The sequence below is a fragment of the Caballeronia sp. LZ033 genome, from assembly GCF_031451265.1.
Classification (GTDB): domain Bacteria; phylum Pseudomonadota; class Gammaproteobacteria; order Burkholderiales; family Burkholderiaceae; genus Caballeronia.
In genome coordinates this window covers 1,382,685-1,405,988 of record NZ_JARUXQ010000001.1, presented here as the reverse complement: position 1 = coordinate 1,405,988, position 23,304 = coordinate 1,382,685, and the positions used below count along the sequence as shown (strand labels likewise).

Here is a 23,304-nt window from a genome sequence, read left to right as displayed (position 1 = left end):
ATCCCTGAACGCACAGGAAATTCCGCGGCGCGTCCGGCCGACGCATCCGGAAAACTTCAGGGCGCAGGATTCGGCTGACGCTCGTGCAGCGCGTCGATTTCGGCCAGAATTTCTTCCGACAGTTCGATCTCCACGCTGCCGATGTTTTCCTTCAACTGCTCCATCGTCGTCGCGCCGATCAGTGTGCTGGTCGTGAAAGGCCGCTGATTGACGAACGCGAGCGCGAGCTGCGTGGGCGTGAGGCCGTGGCGCGCGGCAAGTTCGACATAGGACGTGATGGCCGCGACCGACTGCGGCTTGCTGTAGCGCTGGAAGCGCTCATACAGCGTGATGCGCGCGCCGGCCGGACGTGCGCCGCCTTCGTACTTGCCGGAGAGCCAGCCGAACGCCAGCGGCGAATACGCGAGCAGCCCGACGCCATCCCGGTGTGTGAACTCCGACAGCCCCAGTTCATAGGTGCGATTCACGAGGCTGTAGGGATTCTGAATGCTGACGATCTTCGGCAGCCCGGCCTTCTCGGCCGCGTGCAGGAACTGTGCGACGCCCCAGGGCGTTTCGTTCGACACGCCGACATGACGGATCTTGCCTGCCTTCACGAGTTCGGCGAGCGCGGCGAGGGTCTCCTCGATGGGCACCGTGTACTCGTCGTCGACGTACGGATACGCCGAACGGCCGAAGGTCATCGTGCTGCGGTCGGGCCAGTGCAGTTGATACAGGTCGACATAGTCGGTGTGCAGGCGCTTCAGGCTGCTGTCGATGGCTTCGTTCAGGTTCTTGCGGTCGAACTGGTTGCCCGCGCCGCGAATGTGACGCGGATTGTGCGGCTGGCGCGCGGGTCCGGCGATCTTGGTGGCGAGCACGATATCGGCGCGCTTCGACGGGTTCCGCGCGAGCCACGTGCCGATGTATTGCTCGGTGCGGCCCTGTGTTTCAGGACGCGGCGGCACCGGGTACATTTCGGCGGCATCGACGAGATTGACGCCCTGCGCCAGCGCGTAGTCGATCTGTTCGTGCGCGTCGCGCTCGGTGTTCTGCTCGCCCCAGGTCATGGTGCCGAGTCCGATCAGACTCACATCGATACCCGAGTCACCCAGTTTCCGAAACTTCATTGTCCAATCCCTCTTGTTGGCGTTATGTCTGCATGCCGTCAGCGCTTCGTCAGCGCGTGGCCAGCCTTGGCTGTGGCGGGCTTCCAGGCAAGCGCGAAAACTACCATAGGCGCGCAAGCTCTGCTGTCGCGGCTAGAATGGCAGCCTCGCCCACCGTCCATCCGCCCGTTCAGGAATGCCCGATCCGATGCCGTCCGCAAGCGAGCGCGCCCGCCAGCGCAGCGCGTCGCTCATCGTCATGCTGGTCGCTGCGACCTTCTTCATGGAGAACCTCGACGGCACGATCATCGCCACGGCGCTGCCGCAGATGGCACGCTCCTTCAACGTGCATCCCGCCGACATGAGTCTCGGCATCACGGCGTATCTGCTGACGCTCGCCGTCTTCATTCCGATCTCCGGCTGGGCCGCCGACCGCTTCGGCCTGCGCACCGTGTTCGGCAGCGCGATCGCCGTGTTCACGGCGGCGTCCGTCCTGTGCGCGACCACCTCGACCCTGCCCGCGTTCGCCGCGGCGCGCGTGCTGCAGGGCATCGGCGGCGCGATGATGGTGCCGGTCGGACGGCTCGCCGTGCTGCGCGCAACACCCAAGGAAGGCTTGATGCGCGCCATCGCCATCATCACGTGGCCGGGGCTCGTCGCGCCGGTGATCGGGCCGCCGCTGGGCGGCTTCATCACCACGTACTCGTCATGGCGCTGGATCTTCTATCTCAACGTGCCGCTCGGGCTGATCGGCCTCCTGCTCACGCTGCGCTATCTCGACAACACGCGTGAGGACGCGCGGCGCCGCTTCGACCTGCCCGGCTTCGCGCTGTGCGGCATCGCCTGCACCACGCTGCTGTATGCGATGGAACTGAGCGGCCGCAGCGACGCCGACTGGACCTCGGTCGGCGTGCTCGTGCTGGTGGGGGGAATCGCGGGCATCGCGTCGTGGCTGCATCTGCGCCGCGCGGCGCAACCGGTCGTGGACCTCGCCGCGTTGCGCGTGAAGACCTTCGCCGTGGCGATGGGCGGCGGTTCGCTGTTTCGCATCGCGATCAGCGCCGCGCCGTTCCTGCTGCCGCTGATGTTCCAGGTCGGCTTCGGCATGAACGCGTTCGAATCGGGCCTGCTGACGCTCGCGGTGTTCGCGGGCAACCTCTCGATGAAACTCGTCACGACGCCCGTCATGCGCCGCTTCGGCTTTCGGCAGGTGTTGATCGTGAACGGCGTGCTCGCCGCGCTCTCGCTCGCCGCGATGAGCCTGCTCGCGCCGTCGACACCCAAGCTCGTGATCGCCGCCGTGCTGTTCGCAAGCGGGCTGTCGCGCTCGTTGCAGTTCACGGCGCTCAACACGCTCAGTTTCGCGGACGTGCCCAAGGCGCAGATGAGCGCGGCCTCCGCGCTGTCGAGCACACTGTTCCAGATGACGATGGGCATCGGTGTGGCGATCGGCGCCATTGCGCTGCGCTTCGGCGAATGGCTGCATGGGCACGATGCCCATAGCATCGGCCCGGAGGATTTCAGCGTGGCGTTCCTGATCGTCGGGTTGATCGGGCTGATCGGCGTCGCCGATCTCTTTACGCTCGCACCGGATGCGGGCGCGCTGGTTTCAGGGCACGGCAAATCGAGGACCTGATGCGCGGGCGCGCCGAATTTGCGCGTCCGCTCTAAAGGCTGATCCGTCCCTGCCGTAAAAGTGCGCTATGAACTCGCACACGCTCGACTCCATCGCCGCCCTGACCGAAACGGTCGCCGTCATCCGCCACGCCAAAGGCCTCAAGAATCCTCACGACTTCACCGCAGGCTCGCTCGAACATGAGCTGGCTAGCGCCGCCTTCGCCGACGACTTCCTGCGCGCCCTCGACGCCGAGCCCGGCATCGGCGCCTGGTGGCCGATGCAGTGATCCGCGCGGCATGGCCGGAAGCAGGTCCATGCCGTATTGGATGAGATCAGAGCTGGCTCATCCCGCCGTCGATCACGATCTCCGTCCCGACGATGAATCCCGACTCCGGCGCGGAGAGATGCAAAACCGTCGCCGCCACTTCGCTCGACTTGCCGAAGCGGCCGAGCGGAATCTGGGCTTGCAGCTGCGCACGCGCGTCATCGACGATGCCGAGCTTTTCGTGCAACGGCGTCGCGACCGGACCGGGGCTCACCACGTTGACGCGCACGCCGCGCGGCAGCAGTTCCGCCGAGAGCGTTTTCGCCAGCGACACGAGCGCCGCCTTGCTGGCTGCGTAGACCGATGACGTCGGCATGCCGATGTGCGCGTTGATCGAACCGTTCAGCACGATCGATGCACCTTCGTTGAACAGAGGCACCAACGCCTGGATCTGGAAGTACGGGCCTTTCACGTTGATCGAGAAAGTGTCGTCCCAGGCGTTTTCGTCGATGTCGGTGAACGGCGCGAAGATGCCGATGCCCGCGTTGACGAATACCGCGTCGAGGCGGATTTGAGCGTCTGAAAGTTGCTGCGCGAGTTCACGTGCGGCGGCGACCGTGCCCGCGATGTTGCGGATCGCGAGCGCATGTTCGCCGAGCGTGGCGCGCGCCTCGGCGAGTGAAGCCTCGTCGCGACCCGTGATGACGACGCGCGCGCCTTCAGCCACAAACGCCTGCGCGGCCGCCAGGCCAATGCCGCTGTTGCCGCCGGTAACCAGGACTGTCTTGCCTTCGAAGCGATTCATGACGTTCTCCTTTGAACGTTGATCTGTGTGAAGGCATTATGGGCGCGGGTTTGCGCGTTGCCGTACAAGCAGCTTGGCGAACTCGTTCGAAGTCATCGAACGAGTTTCTGTCCAGCTTTGTGCGACGGATGGGTTCAGCGGTCGTTCGACATGCCTTTCAGGCGGTCATTGCCGGCATCGCGCGCGGCGTCGGCGGTCGAGAAGTTTTCCTCCGAGACCAATGCACGCTTGACCTCCTTCGCGGAAAAATCAACCAGCGCGATGACCCAGACGAAACCGCCCGCCTGTTCCGCGGTTTGTACGAACGCGCGCAGATTCCCTTCATTCGACGATGCCATACCGACCTCCTTGTGGATGGTGACGCACCGGCGGCGTCGCGGATGCAGCGCCGCTGCGTGTTGCACTGGCTGGACGGGCGCAGCCGTCGGCCAGCATCACGCGTGCGATGAGGGCAGCGCCGCTTGCGCACGCGCGATCGGATGTCGGAGGAAACGGACCGCGCCGGGATCAGACGGCGGGGAGATCCTCGAGCGATTTCTCGATCTGCCCGTCCTGAACCCGCGCCTCGATGCCCACGTGGCCGTTTGTATAAGGCAGCGCGCCCACTTTCGGCCCGAGAAAGGTCCGCCCGCCGAGCGTGAACAGCGTGCGCACTTCCTTGCCGCTGTGGATGGCGTCCACGACCTGCTGAACGTCCACGATGGTGGTGGGCGCGGTCCAGTCGTTAGTGGATGAATCGAAACTGCCCCATCGCACGCTGGTCACGCGGTCGTTGACCCAGCGCACGCCGTCGATCGCCAAGGTTGCCATGGCTGCCTCCAATTTCGTCCCGGGGGAAGGGAAAATCGTAGCATGGGGTGGCGTGGGGGTGGGCGGAGCGAACGGGGTCCCGGACGCCGCGCGACGCCTTCCTGCCCGGTTTTCCGCCGCAGTGCGGTAAAATCGCAAATTCCCTTTATTTTCAAGCGGCTCGCGTTCAGTGGGCCCGTTGCTCATTCGCTCATGGCCGCCGTACCCAAGCTCAAGTCCCGTCGTCTCTCCGTCGCTCCGATGATGGATTGGACCGACCGCCATTGCCGTTCTCTGCATCGTCTGGTGTCACGGCACACCTGGCTTTATACAGAGATGGTGACGACCGGCGCCCTGCTGTATGGCGACGTCGCCCGTCATCTCGCCTTCACGCCGGCCGAAGCGCCCGTCGCGTTGCAACTTGGCGGCAGCGAGCCAGCCGATCTCGCCCGCAGCGCGAAGCTCGGCGAACAGTGGGGCTACGACGAAATCAACCTCAATTGCGGCTGCCCGTCGGAGCGCGTGCAGCGCGGCGCGTTCGGTGCGTGCCTGATGAAGGAGCCGCAGCTCGTCGCGGACGGTGTGAAGGCGATGCGCGACGCCGTAACGATACCGGTCACGGTCAAGCATCGCATCGGCGTGGACGAGGTCGAGGATTACGCGTTCGTGCGGGATTTCGTCGGGACCGTGGCGGACGCGGGTTGCGAGGTTTTCATCGTGCACGCGCGCAACGCGATCCTGAAAGGGCTAAGCCCGAAGGAAAATCGCGAGATTCCGCCGTTGAAGTATGACTATGCGTATCGGCTGAAGCGGGATTTTCCGCATCTGGAGATTTCGATCAATGGCGGCATCAAGACGCTGGACGAAGTCGAAGAGCATCTGAAGCACGTCGACGGCGTGATGCTCGGCCGCGAGGCCTATCACAACCCCTACGTGCTGGCAGCCGTGGACACGCGGTTCTATGGCGCGTCCACGCCAGTGCCTTCGCGTGAAGAGATCGAGGAAGCGCTGATTGCATATGCGCGCGGCGAGCTCGCGCGCGGCACTTATCTCGGCGCGGTGACACGGCATGCGCTCGGACTGTATCGCGGCGTGGCGGGTGCGCGCGGATGGCGTCGTGTCCTGTCCGACAGCCGCCGCCTCGCCACCGGCGATCTCGCGATCTTCGACGAAGCGCGCGGGCATCTGCGTGAGGCGATGGAAGCAATCGAATCGTGAACGCCGATGGGCGGAAAAAGATGCTCAAAAGGACTAGTCAAGTGTGGTCTTTGTTCGTATAATCTCGCTTCTTGATTGCTGCGGTAGCTGTTTCAAAGCAGTCGGGATCGCAGTAACAGTGGTGGCTGTAGCTCAGTTGGTAGAGTCCAGGATTGTGATTCCTGTCGTCGTGGGTTCGAGTCCCATCAGCCACCCCAAGAATTCATGCAAAAAGCCCAGTTCCATGAACTGGGCTTTTTGCTTTTCGGGGTTCGTGTTTGCGCTAGGTCGGCAATCCGGGCAACGCGAAAATGATGTTTGCATTCTTCTCAGGCGAGCGCTCGCTCGCGCATGAGGTCGGTCGGAATCAGTGGAGGCCAACGCGTTAAGCAACGGTACGATCCAGATAGAATCGCCGCGTAAATGCGGCAGGCGACAGGTAGTTCAGACGTGCCTGCGTGCGCTGCCGGTTGTAGAACATTTCGATGTACTCGGCGATGGCGAGCCTGGCCTGCTCGCGCGTTGCGAAGCGCTGATGACAGATCAGTTCGTTCTTGAGTGCCCCCAGAACGATTCGATCGGCGTGTTATCGTAGTCATTTCCGCGGCGACTCATCGACGCGCGCATGCCGAACTGCCTGAGGAGCTTCTGGACATCGGTGGCACCGGATAATCCTGTCGCATCTGTTCAATCACGCCGTACTTCACCGCGACTCCCTCGCAAAGTGCGTCGCGAATTTTTTTAACAGGTCGCGCTCCATTTTCACTTCCGCCAGTTCTCGCTGCACGCGCGCCAGCTCGGCCTCCAGTTCGGTCAGCGGCTTCTGGTCCCTGCCGACCTTCTGCAGTTTGCCTGCCTTGGCTGAACGCACCTAGTTCGCCAGTGTCTTGAGCGGAACCGAGAGCCGGCGTGCCGCTTCCGAAACACCGACACCTTCAGTCAATGCCTGCTTGACCGCCTCCTCGCGAAACTTGCTCGTGTAGACCGCTTTGGGAATTCGATTCATTCATGCCTCCGTTTCACGATTTTACGAAACGTTGGCTTCCACTTTTTTCAGCCGACCTCACCCTAGTCCGGTCGCAGACCCGCGTACGACTGGACAGAAGGCCCGTCCACTTAACCTCTCCGGGCTGGGCAGAAACTTGCTGCACTTCTCTGTGCACTCAGCCAAGGCATTTCGCCTACGCCGCCCGGAGAACCATCATGCCCCGCCATCGTCTCGCGACAGCTGCTCTCCTTCTCAGCGCCGCGCTTGCCCACCCAGCGCAAGCCCAGCCCAGCCGCCCGGACAACGGCGCCTCGATGGTCAAACCGCCGACCACGCCCGGTGCGCCATCCGCAAGCGCGACCCGTCCCGACAACCCCGACAACATGCCGGTCAAGCGCCCCACTCCGCCGCAGAACAGCGATCGCATGCTGCACCACAGCCCCGCGAGCGACGCAATCGCGAAATAGTCATGCGCGGCGCCGGTCGCACGCTGGAAGCACCCGCGACGCCCCTATAATGGCGCTCGTCACGATACTCCGAGAGAACCGCGGCTCCGGGCTTGACATGTTCAAGCGATCCAAGCGGTCCTGCCAATGCAAAAAATCATTCTGCCGTTCGTTTCCGGTTTCCTCGCCGCACTCTTTTTTCGCGAATCGACCTTGGCACTGCTGCACGCGGCAGGCCTCATCGATCCCGCTGGCTTCTCCACCCTGCCCTTCCTTCCGCTCGGCATCCCGGAATTCATCGCCAACGCGCTCTGGAGCGCGGTCTTCGGCGTTCTGATGGCGTGGCTGCTGCGTGTCGCGCCGGACCGCAGCGCACCATGGATCGGGGCACTTGTGTTCGGCGGCATCGTATTGACGGCGGTCGGCGCGTTCATCATCGATCCCATCCGCGGCATCTGGCCCGCCGGCAACATGCTGCCGCGCCTCGCGCCCAGTTTCATCGCCAATGCGATCTGGGGCTGGGGCGCCCTCGTCTTCATGCGCGCCTTCATGGCAGGCAGCGACACACGCTGATCCGCGCTCACGCCGCAAATAAAACAAAAACGGCCCGACCGGGCCGCTTGCACGCCGCGAGGCTCCCCCCGTTCAATCCTTCAAAAGCCTGAGCGGATGCGCCGCCGGCGTCCACGCGCTTTCGAACATGCGCTCGACGTCCGCGGCCTTCACGTCTTCCAGCCGCGCCAGCTTCCATTGCGGCTGATTGTCCTTGTCGACGATGCGCGCGCGGATGCCCTCCACCACGTCGCCGCGTTCGAATACCGTGCGCGTGAGGTCGAGATCGCGACGCAAGGTCTCCGCCATGGTCGAGAACTTCGCGCGGTCCACTTGCTGCAAGGCCACATCGACCGATAGCGGCGAACGCTCGCGCAATTCCATGGCCGTCTGCCGCGCCCACTCTTGACCGGCATCGGCATCGCGCTCGAGCGACGCCAGAATCGACGCGCCATTGCCCGCCGCAAAATGCTTGTCGATCAGGGTGCGCGCATCGGCGAGCGCGCTGCGTTCGGGAATCGGCGCCACCTTGTACTTCGTGGTTTCACCCTGCACGAAACGCACGATCTCCACGCCATCGAGGAAGCGCTGATGTCGCAGCGATTCGATCAAGCCGGGCAACGCGCCGTCGTCGAGATAGGCGTCGGCCATGCGGGCATAGAGCGCATCGGCAGCGGCCATGGTCGCGCCGGTTGCCGCGAGATAGCGGCCGATCGCGCCCGGCGCGCGCGCAAGAAACCAGCTCACGCCGACATCCGGAAACAGCCCGATGCGCGTCTCGGGCATCGCCATCCTGGTGGATTGCGTGACGATACGCAGGCCGCCCGTATGATGCGCGCCCTGCGAGATACCCATGCCCCCGCCCATCACGACGCCGTTCACCACCGCGATATATGGTTTCGGGAACGTGAAGATCGCGTGATTGAGCTTGTATTCCTCGGTGAAGAAAGCGTCGATGGCTTCGCGCTCGCCCGCCTTCGCCGATTCGTACAGGAAGCGGATGTCGCCGCCCGCGCAGAACGCGCGCACGTGCGGACTGAAGATGACGACTGCGCGGATCGCCTGGTCGTGCCGCCATGCGCGCAGCGCCTCGCTGATCGCGCCCAGCATCGGCGCGGTCAGCGCATTGAGTGCCTTCGGACGTTCGAGCGCAATGAAGCCGATGCCGTTGGCGGTGTCGATTCGGATGTCTTCGGTGGTCATCGTGTTGAGGTGTCGGGTCGGTTCGCTGAATTGCCTTGAGGTTCTGCTTTCCGAGGTTTGGTTCCCGTGTTTCGCGTCTGGCCGGCGCGCTCGTCCGCCTGCTTGCACCACGCTTCGAGCGACAGCTCGACGAGCGTTTCCACTAATGTGGCGGGCCATGCCGCGCCGTTCAGCTTCAGCGCGACGATGCCATGCAGACTCGCCCAGAGTCCTTCCGCACAGGCCGCGGGCACGGCGTGCGGCGGCAGGCGTCCGGCCGCGCGCAGCTCGAGGAACGCGTCGGCGATCGGCGCCAGCATGGCCGCAACGGCGCCGGAGGCTTCTTGAGCATCTGCTGGAGCCCGCGCCCCGACATCATTCGTCGCGGCTTCGCCGGAGAGCGCCGGCTCCATGAACATCAGCCGATACGTCTGCGGTTCGGCCAGACCGAATTCGACATACGCGCGCGCCATCGCATGCATACGGGCGGCCGGGTCCACGATGCTCGCCTGCGCAACGAACGCCTCGCGCAAACGCAGGTGGCCTTCCATGCACAGCGCCCGCGCAATCTCGCTGCGGCTCCTGAAGTGAAGATAGAGCGCGGCGGGAGAATAATCGATGGCTCCGGCAAGCTTTCTCATCGACAGCGAAGCGAAGCCTTCCCGCCTGACGATCTCGCGCGAGACTTCAAGTATGCGCTCGCGCAGCGCCATGCGCTGCTCGCGTCTCTGCTCGGTGCGGTGCGCTCGCGGTCCCATGCGAGGCATTGTCGGCACCGTCAATTTCGAAGTCAATTCGCGGCCCCGCCCTGCGCCGCCGATGACCCGGTCAGACCGGCATGCGGTCGTTGTCCGGCCGCGCGACCGACTCGTACAGCGGCTCGTCCGAGTCGCGCAGGACGACCGAAGCGAACACGATGCATACCGCCAGAATCAGCACACCGACGGCTGCCCAGATGAGCCATAGCGCATTGGACTCGACAAGCGAGTGAAGAAAGGAATGGAACATGACGACCCCGTGCGATTTTTATAATGTGGTTGCTCAAGCCGAGCGCATGGCGTCGAGCAAGTACTATGCCGAGCGAATCGCATCGCGTGCGGCGAGTCTGGAGATGGTACTCCGTTGCGTGATAACGCGAAAGCAGACGCTCGGGGGCGTTCGCATCTTTTTATCGGCGGGCACAAACACCGCGATGCAGGTCTTACATCGCGCCATGTAAGAGTGGAATTCGCGTGGGCTTCAGTGCTGCGTCGGCGTTACCGGACCGGGCGGGAAGTGGCCGCTTTTCAGGAGCACCGGCATGCCATTGGTCACGCGCAAATGCTCGCGCGCCACGGCTTCGATGTGCGTGCGCGCGGCGTCGAACGCATTGATCCAGCCCGCGCTGTCATAGGTCTGCGCGCCGAAATGATCTTCGAGCGCTTCGACCGAGATCGCGCAGGGCACGCGCCGGCCATCGACGAGCGCGGCGAATTCGACGGTCAGATTGGAATCGCGATAGTCGGGCGCGTCCTGAAGAAATCGGATGTCCATGATGGTCTCGTAGCTTGGCCGTGACGGCCCGCTCCACGCGAATGATGCGGAGCGCTCGACCGGCTCATGCTTCGCGTAAAGCGGTGCGGCGACTATGGTAACTGCGCGGCCGTCGTGCGGTCCATACCCCGCGGCCTTCGCGATAACGCCAGCGAGTGCGTTACGCAGCAAGCACGTGCTCGTCGATATCGACCACCAGCAGCGAGCTCGCCAAGGGATCGGCGTAATTGAAATCCAGCAGACGGCTCATCTCGCGCACGCGCTCGCAGACCCGCTCGCGGGCGTCGTCGGCGAGCTGCGGATAGGTGCGCAGCACCTGCGCATCGAAGCGGTAATGCACGCCCCATGCGATGTTGCCAGGATGATTGGCCACCCCACCCGTGCGCCAACTGACGAACAGCGAAGGCGCCGCCTCCAGTCCGATCTCCGCGATGTCTGCGCCGCTCGGAAACAAGTCGGCCAGGCAGCTCGCGACGTCGAACAGCACCGCGTGTCTCAGGTGAATGGGGCGTATCATGCCGGACGCAGCAAGCGGTCGATATACTCGCGCGCTGCCTGTTCGACGTGGGCGAGCGCCTCGTCTTCGGTCGAGAAACGCTGCTCCGGGCCGAGGTCGACGAGCGCCTCGAAACGATGCACGTCGTCCGGGCCGCCCTGCGCGAGACTCACCGATCCGACGTAGATCGGCCCGGCCTCGCTCTGTGGCTCGTGGTTCTGCACGAGCCGCGCCGAAGCGCTGATGTAGTAGCCCCGGTATGGCCCCGTGACTCGTTCTGCCATGTTTCTTCCTCCTTTGACGGACCGCGCGCCGCGGCTCACGACGCTTCGATCAGGCAATTTCAACCGCCGATCAGAACAGTAAGGCGTCGGATCCGGAAATTAGTTCATTCGTTCCCATTGTTTCATCGGCGCCGCGGTCGTCTCGCCGCGGCGTAGGTCCTTCAGCCTTCTTTCGCAAGCATCGCGCCCGGCGGACGGCTTCGCTAACAAGCGCTTACGTGTTGCGTAAGGCGTGTATGGGACAATGCGCTCTCTCAAAAAGGCCCTCATGCGACTGTCCTGTGACCGTCCTGTGAGCGGCGCAACATCATTCGTTTTCACGAGGTAAAGATGAAGGATCACGGCCGGCGCACGCGCCGACACTCCGCATGCGCAATTCAACCCGACGCTTCGGACGTTGCTTCGAAGGCTTCCTGGCTGCGTGCCGCGCTGACTGGCGCGGCCGCGCTCGCAATGGCGAGTCTCGGCGCATGTGCATCGTCGAACGATGCTTCGCTGATCAACCTGCCCGATGGCCAGACGGGCTACGCGGTCAACTGCAGCGGCGCCGATGCCGGATCCAGCTGGGCCAGCTGCTACGTCCTGGCCGGCGAGAAATGCGGCGCGACCGGCTACGACATCGTGTCGAAGGACAACGAGGAAGGCGGCCCCACCGGCGGCGGCATCACCAACGTGATCTCGGCGAACGTGAAGAATCGTTCGATGATCGTCCGCTGCAAATAACGCCGCAGCGTTCGCACGCGCGGTCCGATCATTCGATGGTTCTCAGTGCGCGCTCATCTTCGAGAACGCGTTGAGCACGACGACGCCCGCCACGATGAGACCCATGCCGAGCATCGCGGGCAGATCAGGCGTCTGCTTGAAGAGCAGCGCGGCGACCAGCGTGATCAGCACGATGCCCGCGCCCGACCACACGGCATAGACGACGCCGACCGGCAACGCGCGCAGCGTCAGCGACAGCAGATAGAACGACACTCCGTATCCGGCCACGACGATCGCCGCGGGAAGCGGGCGCGTGAAGCCATCGGAGGCGCGCAGCGCGGAGGTTGCGATGACTTCGGCGACGATCGCGATCGCGAGCAGGACATAAGCGGTTGAGCGCATCGATTCCTTCAAGGCTGGGAGGTTGCGTGTCGGTCGTCGTACGTCAGTCCTGACCGAGCGAGAGCTGGCTGAAGTCGTGGCCAAGTACCGCGCAGAGCGCTTCGACGACCATCTGGTGATCGTCGCGCTGCGCCAGTCCCGAGACCGCCACCGAGCCGATCACGCCCGCGCCCGCGACGCGCAGCGGAAAGGCTCCGCCATGCGTGGCGAACTCGGCGGGATCGAGGCTGAACTTGTCGGCGAGCGTGGTGCCCGCCTGTTGCAGCGTGAGCCCGAGCGCATACGAACTGCGGCGGAAGTGTTCGACGGTGCGTGACTTTCGTTCGATCCAGCGCGCGTTGTCGGGTGTGGTGCCGTCGAGCGCGATATAGAACAGCTTGCGGCCGAAGGTGCGCACATCGATGGCCACGGCCGCGCCGCGCGCCACCGCCATCTCGCGCAATTGCGAGCCGATCTGCCACGCCTGTTCGGCATGGAACTGCGGGAACACGAGCGTGCGTTCCTGATGCGCGATGGCCTGCAGAACGTGTGGAATGTCCATGAGCGTGCGACTCCTTGACTGGCTTGTCTGGTGGGTGTGTGCCGCGCTTGAGTCACGGCACCTCTGTGCGTGGCACACGGCCGAGGCTTGCGATTTTGACATGCGCGGATGCAACAGCAACATGCGAACCGGCCATGCATCGGTGCTAAAGCGACTCGATGCAGCATCGTCTCGTACAGGCATTTCGGTTCGACATGCATTGAGAGACGAGCAAGCCATTGCGCTCAAGTAAGCGATGACTTATAATCTTTTCTTCGACGGACGCGGGGTGGAGCAGTCTGGCAGCTCGTCGGGCTCATAACCCGAAGGTCGTAGGTTCAAATCCTACCCCCGCAACCACAGTTGAAGATTCATGCAGCAGCGCGTCAGTCAAGACAAGTGAATCAGGCAACACGTCGTACACATCAACCCGCCATCGAGCGGGTTTTTTGTTGTCTGCCGTTCTTCTTCTGCATTCCTCCGCGTCGAACCGTCGCTCCCCGAGACGCCGCCCCGCCAGACCCCCATGGCATAATCCCTCGCTCAGCATCGTCCAACCATCGAACGCGGCATGCATCATTTGCGTCGGGCCATCGTCAGGAAGATCGGCGGAATCGCGGCACTTTGCGCGATCCTGCTGCTCTCGCTTGTGCCCGTCACGTCGCAGGCGCTCGAACACGCGCGCATCGATGCATTGCTCGCGTCAGTCTGCGCTTCCGTTGCACCCACCGCGCTGTCAGACCAGCTGCCTCCCGCGCATCGCACTAAACACGACAGTCTCGCGCACCTGCAGGCCTGCGCCTATTGCGACTTCATCGCGCACGCGCCCACTCCGCCCGCAACGCCATCCAGCCCCAACATTCTGCAAGCCACGCGCGAGCCGTTCGTGACCCAAGCTCCCGCCGACGCACCATTCAGCGCACGACTGCGCGCCGCACAGCCCCGCGCCCCGCCCGCCGCTTTCTGACGTCTGACGCGCGCGCCTGAAACCACCACGCCGCGCCTCCATTTCAACACCCTTCCGCGACGCACCCCGTCCGGAACCTTCAAGGACACGTCATGAAGTCATCATCGCTTGTGCGCGGCGCGCTCGCGCTCGCCTGCGCCCTGGCCGCGCAACTCGCGCTCGCCCACGCCTTGCCCAAATTGCAGCAGCCCGGCCCCGGCGCGACCGTCAGCGCGCCGCACGAAGTCGCCATCGACTTCGGCGAAGCGCTCGAACCGACCTTCAGCAAGCTCATCGTCACGAATGCGCAAGGCACCCAGGTCAACACCGAAAAGTCCGTGGTCGCCGACAACGACAAGAAGCACATGAGCGTCGCGCTTCCTGCGCTGCAACCGGGCGTCTACAAGGTGCAATGGACCGCGCTTGCCGCGGACGGACATCGCACGCAAGGCCACTACAACTTCACCGTCAAGTGAGCATCATGAAAAAAATCGCTTTCTTCACAGGCGCGCTCGCGTGCGCGTCCCTCGCTCAGGCGGCCACGCTCGAAGCGCATGACTGCTGGATTCGCGCGATGCCGCCCACGCTGCCGTCGTCGGGGTATTTCAGCCTCGCAAACAACGGCGACACGCCCGTCACGCTCACCGACGCGCAAACCCCTGCCTTCGGCATGGCGATGATGCACAAGTCCGAAATGAAGAGCGGCACGGCCACGATGTCGCCCGTCGATTCCGTCGATGTCCCCGCCCACGGCAAGCTCGACTTCGCGCCGAAGGGCTATCACCTGATGCTCGAGGAACCGGCAAAGCCGCTCAAGGTGGGCTCCACGATTCCGCTGACGCTGACGTTCGCGGACAAGTCCACGCTGAACATGAACTGCTCGGTCAAGCCGGCGGGAGCGACCGGTCACTGACCAGCGGCCGCCTGACCCAGAAAAAACGCGCCGGATTCGGAAAGAACCCGGCGCGTTTGCTTTACGACGCAGCGTCTGAAAACAGCACAGCCTAAGGCTTGCTGAACATGTCCATGATCTGCTTGCGCTCGTCGGTGGTGACTTGCGGCGGCGGCGGCGCCTGCATGCCCGCCGGACCGACACCGCCCATGGTGGTCGCATCGCCCGCCATCGGATTGGTGTTGTCGAGCCCGACGCTCGCGACGAAGCCCATGCCCGGCGTCCGATCGGCATAGAACAACTCGCCGTCGACCGTCGTGACGCCGTCGGGCTGGGTCATCTCCTGCTGCGGAATGCCGCGCAGCGCGCGCCCCATGTACTCGACCCAGATCGGCAACGCCAATTGCGCGCCGAACTCGCGGCTGCCGAGCGTCTTCGGCTGGTCATAGCCCATCCAGGCCACGGCAACCAGCTGCTTCTGATAGCCCGCGAACCAGCCATCCTTTGCATCGTTGGTCGTGCCGGTCTTGCCTTGCAGGTCGTTGCGCTTCAGCACGTTGGTGCCCGCGCCCGTGCCCTGCGTCGCCACCGTGTGCAGCAGGCTGTTCATGATGTACGCGTTGCGCGGCTCCAGCGTCTGCGGCGCATTGCTGCCCGCCGTCAACGGATTGGCGCGCGAGATGACGGCGCCACGCGCGTCATCGACTTCGCCGATCAGATACGGATTGATGCGATAGCCGCCGTTCGCGAACACCGAATACGCGCCGGACAGCTGCAGCGGCGTGACAAGACCCGCGCCGAGCGCGAGCGGCAGGTACGGCGGCGTCTTGTCCTTGTCGAAGCCGAAGTTCTTCGTGACGAAGTCCTGCGCGTAGTTCGTGCCGATATACGACAGGATCCGGATAGACACCAGATTCTTCGACTTCTGCAAGCCGGTGCGCATGGACATCGGGCCATCGGGCTGGTCGTCGTCCTTCGGCTCCCACGGATCGCCGCCGTTGGTCGCCGGGAAGTACAGCGGCGCGTCGTTGATGATGGTCGCCGGCCCGAGCCCCTTGTCCAGCGCCGCCGAGTAGATGAACGGCTTGAAGCTCGAACCCGGCTGGCGCCAGGCCTGCGTCACGTGGTTGAACTTGTTCTTGTTGAAGTCGAAGCCGCCGACCAGCGCGCGGATCGCGCCGTCCTGCGGCACCATCGACACCAGCGCGCCTTCGACCTGCGGCAGTTGCGTGATCTGCCAGCCGCCCTTCTCCTTGTCGTCGCGCGTGAGGCGCACGATCGAACCCGGCTTGATGGCCAGCGCCTTCGACGCATTGCTGCGCAGCGCGGCCGCGACGAAGCGCAGGGCATCGCCGGACAGCGTCGCGGTATCGCCGCCGACGAACTGCGCCGTCACCTGCTTCGGGCTCGCCGACGTCACCACGGCGGACACGAGTTCGCCGTTGTCCGGGTGATCGACGAGCGCGTCCTCGATGGCCTCGGCGCGATCGTCCGCGTTCGACGGCAGGTTGATGTTGCCTTCCGGCCCGCGATAGCCGTGGCGGCGCTCATAGTCCATCACGCCCTTGCGCACGGCCTTGTAGGCGGCGTCCTGATCCGCGGAATCGATGGTCGTGACCACCGTCAGGCCGCGCGTGTAGGTTTCTTCCTTGTACTGCGCGTACATCATCTGCCGAACCATTTCCGCGACGTATTCGGCATGCACGCCGTACTCGGTGCCGGCGGACTTCGTGTGGATTTCTTCCGCAGCGGCCTGGTCGTACTGCTCGCGCGTGATGAAGTTCAGGTCCAGCATGCGCTTCAGGATGTACTGCTGGCGCACCTTCGCGCGCTTCGGATTCACCACCGGGTTATACGCGGAAGGCGCCTTTGGCAGGCCCGCGAGCATCGCGGCCTCGGCGAGCGAGATGTCCTTCAGGTCCTTGCCGAAGTACACGCGCGCCGCAGCCGAAAAGCCATACGCGCGCTCGCCCAGATAAATCTGATTCATGTACAGCTCGAGAATCTGATCCTTGCTCAAGGCGCGCTCGATCTTGTACGCGAGCAGCATCTCGTAGACCTTGCGGGTGTAGGTCTTTTCGCTGGAGAGGAAGAAGTTGCGCGCCACCTGCATCGTGATCGTGCTGGCGCCCTGCGACGCGCCGCCGTGCATCAGGTCGGCGACACCCGCCCGCAGGATGCCGACGAAATCCACCCCGCCGTGATCGTAGAAGCGGTAGTCCTCGATCGCGAGCACGGCCTTCTTCATCTGGTCGGGGATATCCTGGAAGCGCACGAGGCTGCGGCGTTCCTCGCCGAATTCGCCGATCAGCACGTGGTCCGCCGTGTAGACGCGCAGCGGCACCTTCGGCCGATAGTCGATCAGCGCATTCAGCGACGGCAGGTTCGGCTCCATCACGACGAGCGCATAGCCGACGATGAGTCCGCCCACCACGGCGCCCAGCGCCACGAGGCCGGCGCACCAGAGCGCGATGCGCCCGAGCACGGAGCGGCCGCCACGGCCGCCTCCGCCGTTCCTGCCGTTGCGATCATTGCGGCCGTTGCCGCCGCCTCGGCGGCCGCCGCCATCACCGCCGCCGCGGCCATTGCGGCTGCCGGCGTCGGAGTCGTTGCGTGCCTGGTTACGTGATTCGTTCCAGCTGGGTTCGCGATCGTGTCGCGTGGAATTCGATGAGTCGGGTCGTTTGATGATTGGCATGACTGGGTTCGTTCGGCGTGCGCCGGTGGCGCGCGCTGCGCCGCTGCACTGCTGTGCGGGCGCGACTGCAAAGACGGGCGAGCGAATGAGCGGGCCGGTGTCGACCGAGGGTAACAGCGCATTTTAAAGAATTCGCGCGCGTCACCCCAAAACCGCACGGATTTTTTTGTAAGTGAGTGCGCGGATGGATGCGCACGGCGCCCGTAACCGCACTTGTGTTGGGTTACCCACAGAGGTTGAGCACAGAGTTGTGGACAACTGTATGAGAATATAGGCAAGTGTTTGAACACACGGCAGTTTCGGTGCGTGCTCAAAGCGTGATCAGCGAGCGGCGGCACACCGCTCCCCCAAACCCACGCCCGCGCGCAAACCGATATGATGGATGCATGGATTGCAGGTTCCCGGTCGGTCATGCGCGAACCCTGCGGTAAAGATGTCGTGCCGTTTGATGAACCGAAGTTGCGATTCGTCCCGCCACTCGTCCGGTTACGATCGCCTTACTGTTTGCGAGCCGCCCATGTCGACCAAACCCAGCGAACGCATCGTTGTCTTTGTCACTCCCGCGCAGAAGCTGGCCATCAGCAAGACAGCGGATACGCTCGGCATCAGCGTGAGCGAACTCATGCGCCGCGCCGTGCTGAACTTCAACGCCACCAGCGAGCAGATCAAGGCGGCCGGCATCGTCGACCGCCTGCGCGCCCCGAAGGCGCCCGATCCGCTCGATGTCGCGCTGAAGAGCGTCGCCGCCAAGGCCGCCGCCCGCGAGGCGCGTGAAGCGGCGGCAAGCGCCACCAAGCGCGCTGCCCTGACGCCCCGGATTCGGCCGGAACTGCCTGGCGCCGGCGCCACGACCCCGCACACGGCCGACTCCCTCAACGAAGACAACTCGATCGGTACAGGCGAAGACGCCTCGCTCACCGATGGCTCGCGCTCCGGTCATTGAGGCCGTCTCGCCTCCGTACCAGCCTTGACGCGTCCTTCGTTACACTCCCTAACGTCAGGTTAAGGTCGGATTAAGCCCGGGCGTGCTCTAATGGGCGGATCAACCCGACGCATTCGCACGGTCGCGCAAGCCCTCGCCGGAAGTTTTTCTCGAGCCACGCTTGCAATCCCGCACCTTGCCCTTCACCTACGCGCCGCGCACGCCTGCTGAACGTGCACAGGGGCACGCGGCACAAGGCGAGCCGCAGTCTTCATCCAGGAGAAATACATGTCGCTTTTCGATTCGATCACCCGCACGGTCAAGGGTCTCTTGAACGACGCCGCCGACACCATGCAGGACCCGTCGCGTGACGCGCGCCAGATCGTGCGCGAGCTCGACGACAGCATTGCGAAGGCGGAGAACTCGCTCATCGAGATCGAGGCGCAGGTCGCGACGCAGCAAAGCAAGCGCGACGCCGCCGCCGACAAGGCGAAGAAGTACGAGGACGGCGCCCGCCGCGCGCTGCAATCCGGCGACGAAGGCCTGGCGCGTGAAGCGCTCGCGGCGCAAGCCAACGCCGAAACCGAGCGCGACGCACTCGCCGGTGAACTGCAGACGCTGGAACCGTCGGTCGAGCATCTGAAGACGCAGATCGCCGACATGCGTCAACGCCGCAACGACCTCAACGCGCGTTCGAACATCCTCCAGGCCAAGCAGCAGATCGCGCAGGCGAAGGACACCGCGGCCACGGCGCTGGGCGGGATCGGCGGAAAGAATCTTTCCGAAGACTTTCAGAAGCTCGAAGACAAGATCCAGCTGGCCAACGCGCGCTCCGACGCCCGCCTGAACTCCGCCGACCAGAAATCCGGCAAGGCGCTCGACGACAAGCTTGCCGCGCTCAATCGCGGGCCGTCGGTGGAAGACCGCCTCGAAGCGCTGAAGAAGCAGGTCAATCCGCCGGCGCAGTAATTGCGCGATGGCTGCATGTGCAGTTGAATCATCTGGCGCGCCGTGGACTCACCGGTTCGCAACGCGCCGGAGCGTGATGCGCTATCTTGAGCAGGACTCTGAGCAGGACATGTTTGCAGCTTCGAAAGGAGACGGACGTTAATCGCGTCCGGCCCGCCTCATGAAAAAGTTTTTGACGGCCCTCGCCTTGTCGCTGTCGCTCGCTTCGCCGCTCGCCTTCGCCCTACCGACGGTGCAGCAGGTCGAGCAATCGATGACCCAAGGCAACTGGCAGAAAGCCGACTCGCAGTTGAGCGAAGTGCTCGACGCCCATCCGAAGAATGCCCATGCGCATTACCTGTACGCGCAGGTGCTGGATCGCGAAGGACGCTACAGCGATGCGCTGTCGCATCTGCAGCAGGCCAAGGCCATCGATCCTTCGCTGAGCTTCACCGACCCGTCGCGCTTCGCCGCCACCCAGGCGCGCATTCAAGCCGATTCGACCCGCGCGACCATCTCGCCGCGCTCGGACAACGGCGCGAACACCACGGCGGTGCGCAATCCGTTCAACCAGGATCAGGCCGCCGCTGCCGCGCCGCAGAAGCACGGTATCGGCATGGGTGCGTGGATCGGCTTCGCGGTGCTGATCGCGGCCATCGCGCTGGTGCTGCGCTGGGGCTTGCGGCGCGCGCGGGCACGCGACGACGGCCAGGCCGAAACCGACCGCCGCGGGCAACTGAAGCGCGCCACCGACCTCCTCAACGAAGTGCGCTCGCTCAAGCTCGATGTGCGGCTCTCGACCGCGCCGGGACATGAGGCGCTGCTGAAGGACGTCGAGGGCGCGGAAGCGCAGTTGCGCGACACCGTCGAGTCCCTGACGAACGCGAAGAATCCGGTGCCGCCGTACGCCATCGAGGATCTGGAGAATCAGGTCGCGAGCCTCAAGGCCCGCGCCGAAGGCCGCCCGGACCCGGCCGCCGCTGCGCAGGCTGGCGCCCCGAACGCGTCGCCGTATGCGCAGGAAGCCGAGCGCTTCGGCCGCGGCCAGCAGCCGCCTTATCCGCAACAGCAAGGACCCTATCCCCCGCAGCAGGGACAACCGCCCGTCATCATCCAGCAAGGCGGCGGCGGGTTCGGCGGCGGCATGGGCGGGTTGTTGACCGGCGTGCTGCTCGGCGAGGCGCTGTCGCACGGACGCGATCGCGTGATCGAGCGCGATGTGCCGGTCGATCGTCCGGCGCAGAACGACAACGGCGGTCTCGACTTCGGCAACAACGGCGGCGGTGGCGGCCTCGACTTCGGCAATGGCTCCAACGACTGGAGCGACGGCGGCGGCGGCGGCATGGATCTCGGCAACAACGACGACGGCTGGCGCGACACCTGATCCGCCTCGTATCCGCCTCATCTGCATAAGCCAGGGCCCCGCACGCGGGGCCTTGTTTTTTGGCGCGAGTAACAGGCGCGTTCAGCCGCCTCCGCCGAGAAAGCGCAGCAGGCCCCACAGGAACTTGAAGAAGCCGACGACGAACGCCCAGATCCGTTCGAGCTGATCCCAGTTCGCGAGATAGAGCAGCGTTCGCAGCATCATGCGGCGCGCGCGGCGCGGCAGAGAAACCGCGCGCGGTCAGGCAAGGTTGAAGCGGCCATCGGCGAAATCGGAGAAAAAAAGAAGGCGGCTCGCGCCGCCTTCGATTGCCATCGCAAAGATCGCATGATACCGCCCCGCCGATCAGCGACTCACCTGCCGTCTTACTGATCCGTCGGCTTCGACTCGTCCTGCGGCGGGATCTCATCCGTCAGCGCTTCTTCCAGGCGCTTGAAGATGCGTCGCGTCGCGCCGCGCGGCTGAAGCGCGAACAGCAGCAGCGAGCGGCCCGTCACCTGGTAGACATCGTCGGAACCGAACACCGGCAGCTCCTCGCGGACCGGCGCGTTGGTGTCGATCAGACAGATCCACTCGTCCGGTCCCGGAACGTCCGGCAGCGTGAAGTCGACGACATCGTGGTACGAATTCACGATCAGCAGCAAGGTCGCATCCGACGCCGGCTTGCGAATGCCCGTCGCCTGCGCGCGCCCGTCCATCACCACGCCGAAGCAGCGCATGTTCGGATCGTCCCATTGCTCCTGCGTCAGCTCGTCGCTGCTCGGACTGAGCCACCGGACATCCGCGACCTGCAGATCCTCGCGATATTCCCCGGTCAGGAAGCGTTGCCGGCGCAGCACCGGCAGCGTATGCCGCAAGGTCGTCAGCTTGCGCACGAACTCGGTGAGCGCGAGACCGTTTTCATCGATATCCCAGTTCACCCAGCTGATGTCGTCGTCCTGGCAATACGCATTGTTGTTGCCCTGCTGCGTGCGGCCGAACTCGTCGCCGGCCAGCAGCATCGGCGTCCCTTGAGAAAAGAGCAGCGTCGCCAGCAGGTTGCGCTTCTGGCGCTCGCGCAGCGTGCGGATCTCTTCATCGTCGGTCGGGCCTTCGGCGCCGCAGTTCCACGACTTGTTATCCGAATGGCCGTCCTTGTTGTCTTCGCCGTTCGCCTCGTTGTGCTTGTCGTTGTAGGAGACGAGATCGTTCAGCGTGAAGCCGTCGTGCGCCGTGATGAAGTTCACGCTCGCCCACGGACGCCGGCCGCGCTTGTTGAACTTGTCGCCGGACGCGGTCATGCGCGTCGCCAGCTCGGGCGCTTCGCCCTCGTCGCCCTTCCAGAAAGCGCGCACCGTGTCGCGATAGCGATCGTTCCACTCGGCCCAGCCCGGCGGAAAACCGCCGACCTGATAGCCGCCCGGGCCGCAATCCCACGGCTCGGCGATCAGCTTGACGCTGGACAGAATCGGATCCTGACGGCAACTGTCGAGGAACCCGCCGCCTTCGTCGAAGCCGTAGGGCTCGCGGCCGAGAATCGTCGCGAGGTCGAAGCGGAAGCCGTCGACGTTCATCTCCGTGACCCAGTAGCGCAGGCTGTCGGTGACCATCTGCAGCACGCGCGGATGCGACAGGTTCAGCGTGTTGCCGGTGCCGGTATCGTTGATGTAATAGCGCGACTCTTCCGGCATCAGCCGGTAGTACGACGCGTTGTCGATGCCGCGGAACGACAGCGTCGGGCCGCGCTCGTTGCCTTCCGCCGTGTGGTTGTAGACCACGTCGAGAATCACTTCGAGACCGGCTTCGTGCAGACGGTCCACCATCTCCTTGAATTCGGCGACGACGCCCGCGCCGCGCGCGAAGTAACGCGGGTCCGCCGCGAAGAAGCCGATCGTGTTGTAGCCCCAGTAGTTCGTCAGGCCCTTGTCGGTGAGATGGCTGTCGTTGACGAACGCGTGAATCGGCAGCAGTTCGACCGATGTCACGCCAAGGCTCTTGATGTACTCCACCACTTCCTTCTGGCCGAGGCCCTCGAAGGTGCCGCGCAGGTGCTCGGGCACCGCCGGATGGCGCTTCGTGAAGCCGCGCACGTGGGTTTCATAGAAGATCGTGTGTTCCCAGGGCACGCGCACGCGTGTGGCGTGCGTCCAGGAGAAGCTCTGGTCGACGACCTGGCACTTCGGCATGAAGGGCGCGCTGTCGCGCTCGTCGAAGGTGAGATCGTCGCCTTCGGCGAGCAGCGTATAGCCGAACACGGCCGGGTCCCATTTCAGCTCGCCGACATGCGCCTTCGCGTACGGGTCGAGCAGCAGCTTGTTCGGGTTGAAGCGATGGCCGGCTTCCGGCTCGTAAGGACCATGCACACGATAGCCGTAGACGGCGCCGGGCTTGAGGTCGGGGATATAGACGTGCCAGACTTCGTCGGTGTATTCGGGCAGTTCGATGCGCTGCAGTTCCTGTTCGCCTTTCTCGTCGAACAGGCACAGGTCGACCCGGGTGGCGTTCGCGGAAAACAGCGCGAAGTTGACGCCGTTACCGTCCCAGGTGGCGCCGAGCGGAAATGGGGAGCCTTCGGCAATGCGGAATTCGTTCGGCATGAGATGATCGGATTCGAGTAATGACGCGCGCGGCGTCGGGATCGTACGGTGTGTGCTGCGTGCATTGCGGA

At 64.4% G+C, this 23,304-nt stretch carries 27 protein-coding genes, 2 tRNA genes and 1 pseudogene; 14 read left to right on the top strand and 16 right to left on the bottom strand.

Going from position 1 to position 23,304, the window contains the following annotated elements:
* Nucleotides 1-56: 56 nt before the first annotated feature.
* On the bottom strand, nt 57-1,109 hold the full coding sequence (locus tag QCE62_RS06465; protein WP_309915660.1) for an NADP(H)-dependent aldo-keto reductase: 1,053 nt from the start codon (nt 1,107-1,109) through the stop codon (nt 57-59).
* Between the two features lie 187 nt (nt 1,110-1,296).
* Here QCE62_RS06465 and QCE62_RS06460 point away from each other — a divergent pair, with 187 nt between their 5' ends.
* Nucleotides 1,297-2,724: an MFS transporter gene (locus QCE62_RS06460; protein WP_309915659.1), complete on the top strand. Its 1,428-nt coding sequence runs from the start codon at nt 1,297-1,299 to the stop codon at nt 2,722-2,724.
* A gap of 67 nt (nt 2,725-2,791) precedes the next feature.
* Nucleotides 2,792-2,992 (top strand): hypothetical protein, encoded by a 201-nt coding sequence (locus QCE62_RS06455; RefSeq protein WP_309808160.1) that lies wholly within the window; start codon nt 2,792-2,794, stop codon nt 2,990-2,992.
* A gap of 46 nt (nt 2,993-3,038) precedes the next feature.
* On the opposite strand, the gene QCE62_RS06450 is transcribed toward QCE62_RS06455, so the two are convergent.
* The 3 genes from QCE62_RS06450 to QCE62_RS06440 form a co-directional block, all read right to left on the bottom strand.
* Nucleotides 3,039-3,776 (bottom strand): SDR family oxidoreductase, encoded by a 738-nt coding sequence (locus QCE62_RS06450; RefSeq protein WP_309915656.1) that lies wholly within the window; start codon nt 3,774-3,776, stop codon nt 3,039-3,041.
* A 134-nt stretch (nt 3,777-3,910) separates the two neighbouring features.
* On the bottom strand, nt 3,911-4,114 hold the full coding sequence (locus QCE62_RS06445) for a hypothetical protein (RefSeq protein WP_309808158.1): 204 nt from the start codon (nt 4,112-4,114) through the stop codon (nt 3,911-3,913).
* A gap of 169 nt (nt 4,115-4,283) precedes the next feature.
* Entirely contained in the window at nt 4,284-4,586 is a 303-nt protein-coding gene (locus tag QCE62_RS06440; RefSeq protein WP_309915655.1) for a hypothetical protein, read from the bottom strand.
* Nucleotides 4,587-4,778: 192 nt separating this feature from the next.
* Between QCE62_RS06440 and dusA the strand changes: the two genes are divergently transcribed.
* Nucleotides 4,779-5,783, top strand: a complete 1,005-nt coding sequence (gene dusA, locus QCE62_RS06435; RefSeq protein ID WP_309915653.1) for a tRNA dihydrouridine(20/20a) synthase DusA — start codon at nt 4,779-4,781, stop codon at nt 5,781-5,783.
* A 121-nt stretch (nt 5,784-5,904) separates the two neighbouring features.
* Nucleotides 5,905-5,980: transfer RNA gene (locus QCE62_RS06430), tRNA-His, on the top strand.
* Between the two features lie 167 nt (nt 5,981-6,147).
* Here the strand turns inward: QCE62_RS06430 and QCE62_RS06425 are convergent.
* Nucleotides 6,148-6,768, bottom strand: a pseudogene (locus tag QCE62_RS06425) (IS3 family transposase).
* Nucleotides 6,769-7,064: 296 nt separating this feature from the next.
* On the opposite strand from QCE62_RS06425, the gene QCE62_RS06420 reads away from it, so the two are divergent.
* Together QCE62_RS06420 and QCE62_RS06415 are read left to right on the top strand one after the other, a co-directional pair.
* A complete protein-coding gene (locus tag QCE62_RS06420; protein WP_309915650.1) occupies nt 7,065-7,217 on the top strand; it encodes a hypothetical protein in 153 nt (50 codons plus the stop codon).
* Between the two features lie 126 nt (nt 7,218-7,343).
* Entirely contained in the window at nt 7,344-7,769 is a 426-nt protein-coding gene (locus QCE62_RS06415; protein WP_309915648.1) for a hypothetical protein, read from the top strand.
* A 72-nt stretch (nt 7,770-7,841) separates the two neighbouring features.
* Here the strand turns inward: QCE62_RS06415 and QCE62_RS06410 are convergent, their stop codons facing one another.
* The 6 genes from QCE62_RS06410 to QCE62_RS06385 all read right to left on the bottom strand — a co-directional run bounded on the left by QCE62_RS06410 (nt 7,842) and on the right by QCE62_RS06385 (nt 11,243).
* On the bottom strand, nt 7,842-8,951 hold the full coding sequence (locus tag QCE62_RS06410; protein WP_309915645.1) for an enoyl-CoA hydratase/isomerase family protein: 1,110 nt from the start codon (nt 8,949-8,951) through the stop codon (nt 7,842-7,844).
* Complete coding sequence (locus tag QCE62_RS06405) at nt 8,948-9,697, bottom strand: TetR/AcrR family transcriptional regulator (RefSeq protein WP_309915642.1); 750 nt, start codon at nt 9,695-9,697, stop codon at nt 8,948-8,950. Before QCE62_RS06405 ends, QCE62_RS06410 begins: the two co-directional genes overlap by 4 nt.
* Nucleotides 9,698-9,758: 61 nt before the next feature.
* Complete coding sequence (locus QCE62_RS06400; protein ID WP_309808151.1) at nt 9,759-9,938, bottom strand: hypothetical protein; 180 nt, start codon at nt 9,936-9,938, stop codon at nt 9,759-9,761.
* Between the two features lie 231 nt (nt 9,939-10,169).
* Nucleotides 10,170-10,463, bottom strand: a complete 294-nt coding sequence (locus tag QCE62_RS06395) for a DUF1488 domain-containing protein (protein ID WP_309915639.1) — start codon at nt 10,461-10,463, stop codon at nt 10,170-10,172.
* 160 nt (nt 10,464-10,623) lie between these two features.
* Complete coding sequence (locus QCE62_RS06390) at nt 10,624-10,980, bottom strand: hypothetical protein (RefSeq protein WP_309915636.1); 357 nt, start codon at nt 10,978-10,980, stop codon at nt 10,624-10,626.
* Nucleotides 10,977-11,243 (bottom strand): hypothetical protein, encoded by a 267-nt coding sequence (locus tag QCE62_RS06385; protein ID WP_309915633.1) that lies wholly within the window; start codon nt 11,241-11,243, stop codon nt 10,977-10,979. The genes QCE62_RS06390 and QCE62_RS06385 overlap by 4 nt, the downstream gene beginning before the upstream one ends.
* A gap of 330 nt (nt 11,244-11,573) precedes the next feature.
* Between QCE62_RS06385 and QCE62_RS06380 the strand changes: the two genes are divergently transcribed.
* Nucleotides 11,574-11,966 carry a hypothetical protein gene (locus tag QCE62_RS06380; RefSeq protein WP_309915630.1) on the top strand — a complete coding sequence of 131 codons (393 nt, stop codon included), beginning with the start codon at nt 11,574-11,576 and terminating at the stop codon, nt 11,964-11,966.
* 42 nt (nt 11,967-12,008) lie between these two features.
* Here QCE62_RS06380 and QCE62_RS06375 read toward each other — a convergent pair whose 3' ends face one another.
* Together QCE62_RS06375 and QCE62_RS06370 are read right to left on the bottom strand one after the other, a co-directional pair.
* Nucleotides 12,009-12,347 carry a multidrug efflux SMR transporter gene (locus QCE62_RS06375; protein WP_309808146.1) on the bottom strand — a complete coding sequence of 113 codons (339 nt, stop codon included), beginning with the start codon at nt 12,345-12,347 and terminating at the stop codon, nt 12,009-12,011.
* 43 nt (nt 12,348-12,390) lie between these two features.
* Complete coding sequence (locus QCE62_RS06370) at nt 12,391-12,888, bottom strand: heme-degrading domain-containing protein (RefSeq protein WP_309915627.1); 498 nt, start codon at nt 12,886-12,888, stop codon at nt 12,391-12,393.
* A gap of 262 nt (nt 12,889-13,150) precedes the next feature.
* On the opposite strand from QCE62_RS06370, the gene QCE62_RS06365 reads away from it, so the two are divergent.
* From QCE62_RS06365 to QCE62_RS06350, 4 genes are all read left to right on the top strand, one after another.
* Nucleotides 13,151-13,227, top strand: a tRNA-Met gene (locus tag QCE62_RS06365).
* A gap of 211 nt (nt 13,228-13,438) precedes the next feature.
* Entirely contained in the window at nt 13,439-13,834 is a 396-nt protein-coding gene (locus QCE62_RS06360; protein ID WP_309915624.1) for a DUF2946 family protein, read from the top strand.
* A 92-nt stretch (nt 13,835-13,926) separates the two neighbouring features.
* Nucleotides 13,927-14,289, top strand: a complete 363-nt coding sequence (gene copC / locus QCE62_RS06355; RefSeq protein WP_309915621.1) for a copper homeostasis periplasmic binding protein CopC — start codon at nt 13,927-13,929, stop codon at nt 14,287-14,289.
* A 5-nt stretch (nt 14,290-14,294) separates the two neighbouring features.
* Entirely contained in the window at nt 14,295-14,726 is a 432-nt protein-coding gene (locus QCE62_RS06350) for a copper chaperone PCu(A)C (protein WP_309915618.1), read from the top strand.
* Between the two features lie 91 nt (nt 14,727-14,817).
* On the opposite strand, the gene QCE62_RS06345 is transcribed toward QCE62_RS06350, so the two are convergent.
* Nucleotides 14,818-17,403 (bottom strand): penicillin-binding protein 1A, encoded by a 2,586-nt coding sequence (locus QCE62_RS06345; protein WP_309915614.1) that lies wholly within the window; start codon nt 17,401-17,403, stop codon nt 14,818-14,820.
* A 517-nt stretch (nt 17,404-17,920) separates the two neighbouring features.
* Here QCE62_RS06345 and QCE62_RS35255 point away from each other — a divergent pair.
* The 3 genes from QCE62_RS35255 (at nt 17,921) to QCE62_RS06330 (ending at nt 20,657) form a co-directional block, all read left to right on the top strand.
* Nucleotides 17,921-18,346, top strand: a complete 426-nt coding sequence (locus QCE62_RS35255) for a plasmid mobilization protein (RefSeq protein ID WP_404987299.1) — start codon at nt 17,921-17,923, stop codon at nt 18,344-18,346.
* 267 nt (nt 18,347-18,613) lie between these two features.
* The gene (locus tag QCE62_RS06335) at nt 18,614-19,294 is read left to right on the top strand and encodes a PspA/IM30 family protein (RefSeq protein WP_309915611.1); all 681 of its coding nucleotides are present in this window, start codon (nt 18,614-18,616) and stop codon (nt 19,292-19,294) included.
* A 160-nt stretch (nt 19,295-19,454) separates the two neighbouring features.
* Entirely contained in the window at nt 19,455-20,657 is a 1,203-nt protein-coding gene (locus QCE62_RS06330; RefSeq protein WP_309915608.1) for a tetratricopeptide repeat protein, read from the top strand.
* An 81-nt stretch (nt 20,658-20,738) separates the two neighbouring features.
* On the opposite strand, the gene QCE62_RS06325 is transcribed toward QCE62_RS06330, so the two are convergent.
* Together QCE62_RS06325 and glgX are read right to left on the bottom strand one after the other, a co-directional pair.
* Complete coding sequence (locus tag QCE62_RS06325; protein ID WP_309808134.1) at nt 20,739-20,861, bottom strand: hypothetical protein; 123 nt, start codon at nt 20,859-20,861, stop codon at nt 20,739-20,741.
* Nucleotides 20,862-21,022: 161 nt separating this feature from the next.
* Complete coding sequence (gene glgX, locus QCE62_RS06320) at nt 21,023-23,233, bottom strand: glycogen debranching protein GlgX (protein ID WP_309915605.1); 2,211 nt, start codon at nt 23,231-23,233, stop codon at nt 21,023-21,025.
* Nucleotides 23,234-23,304: the final 71 nt, after the last annotated feature.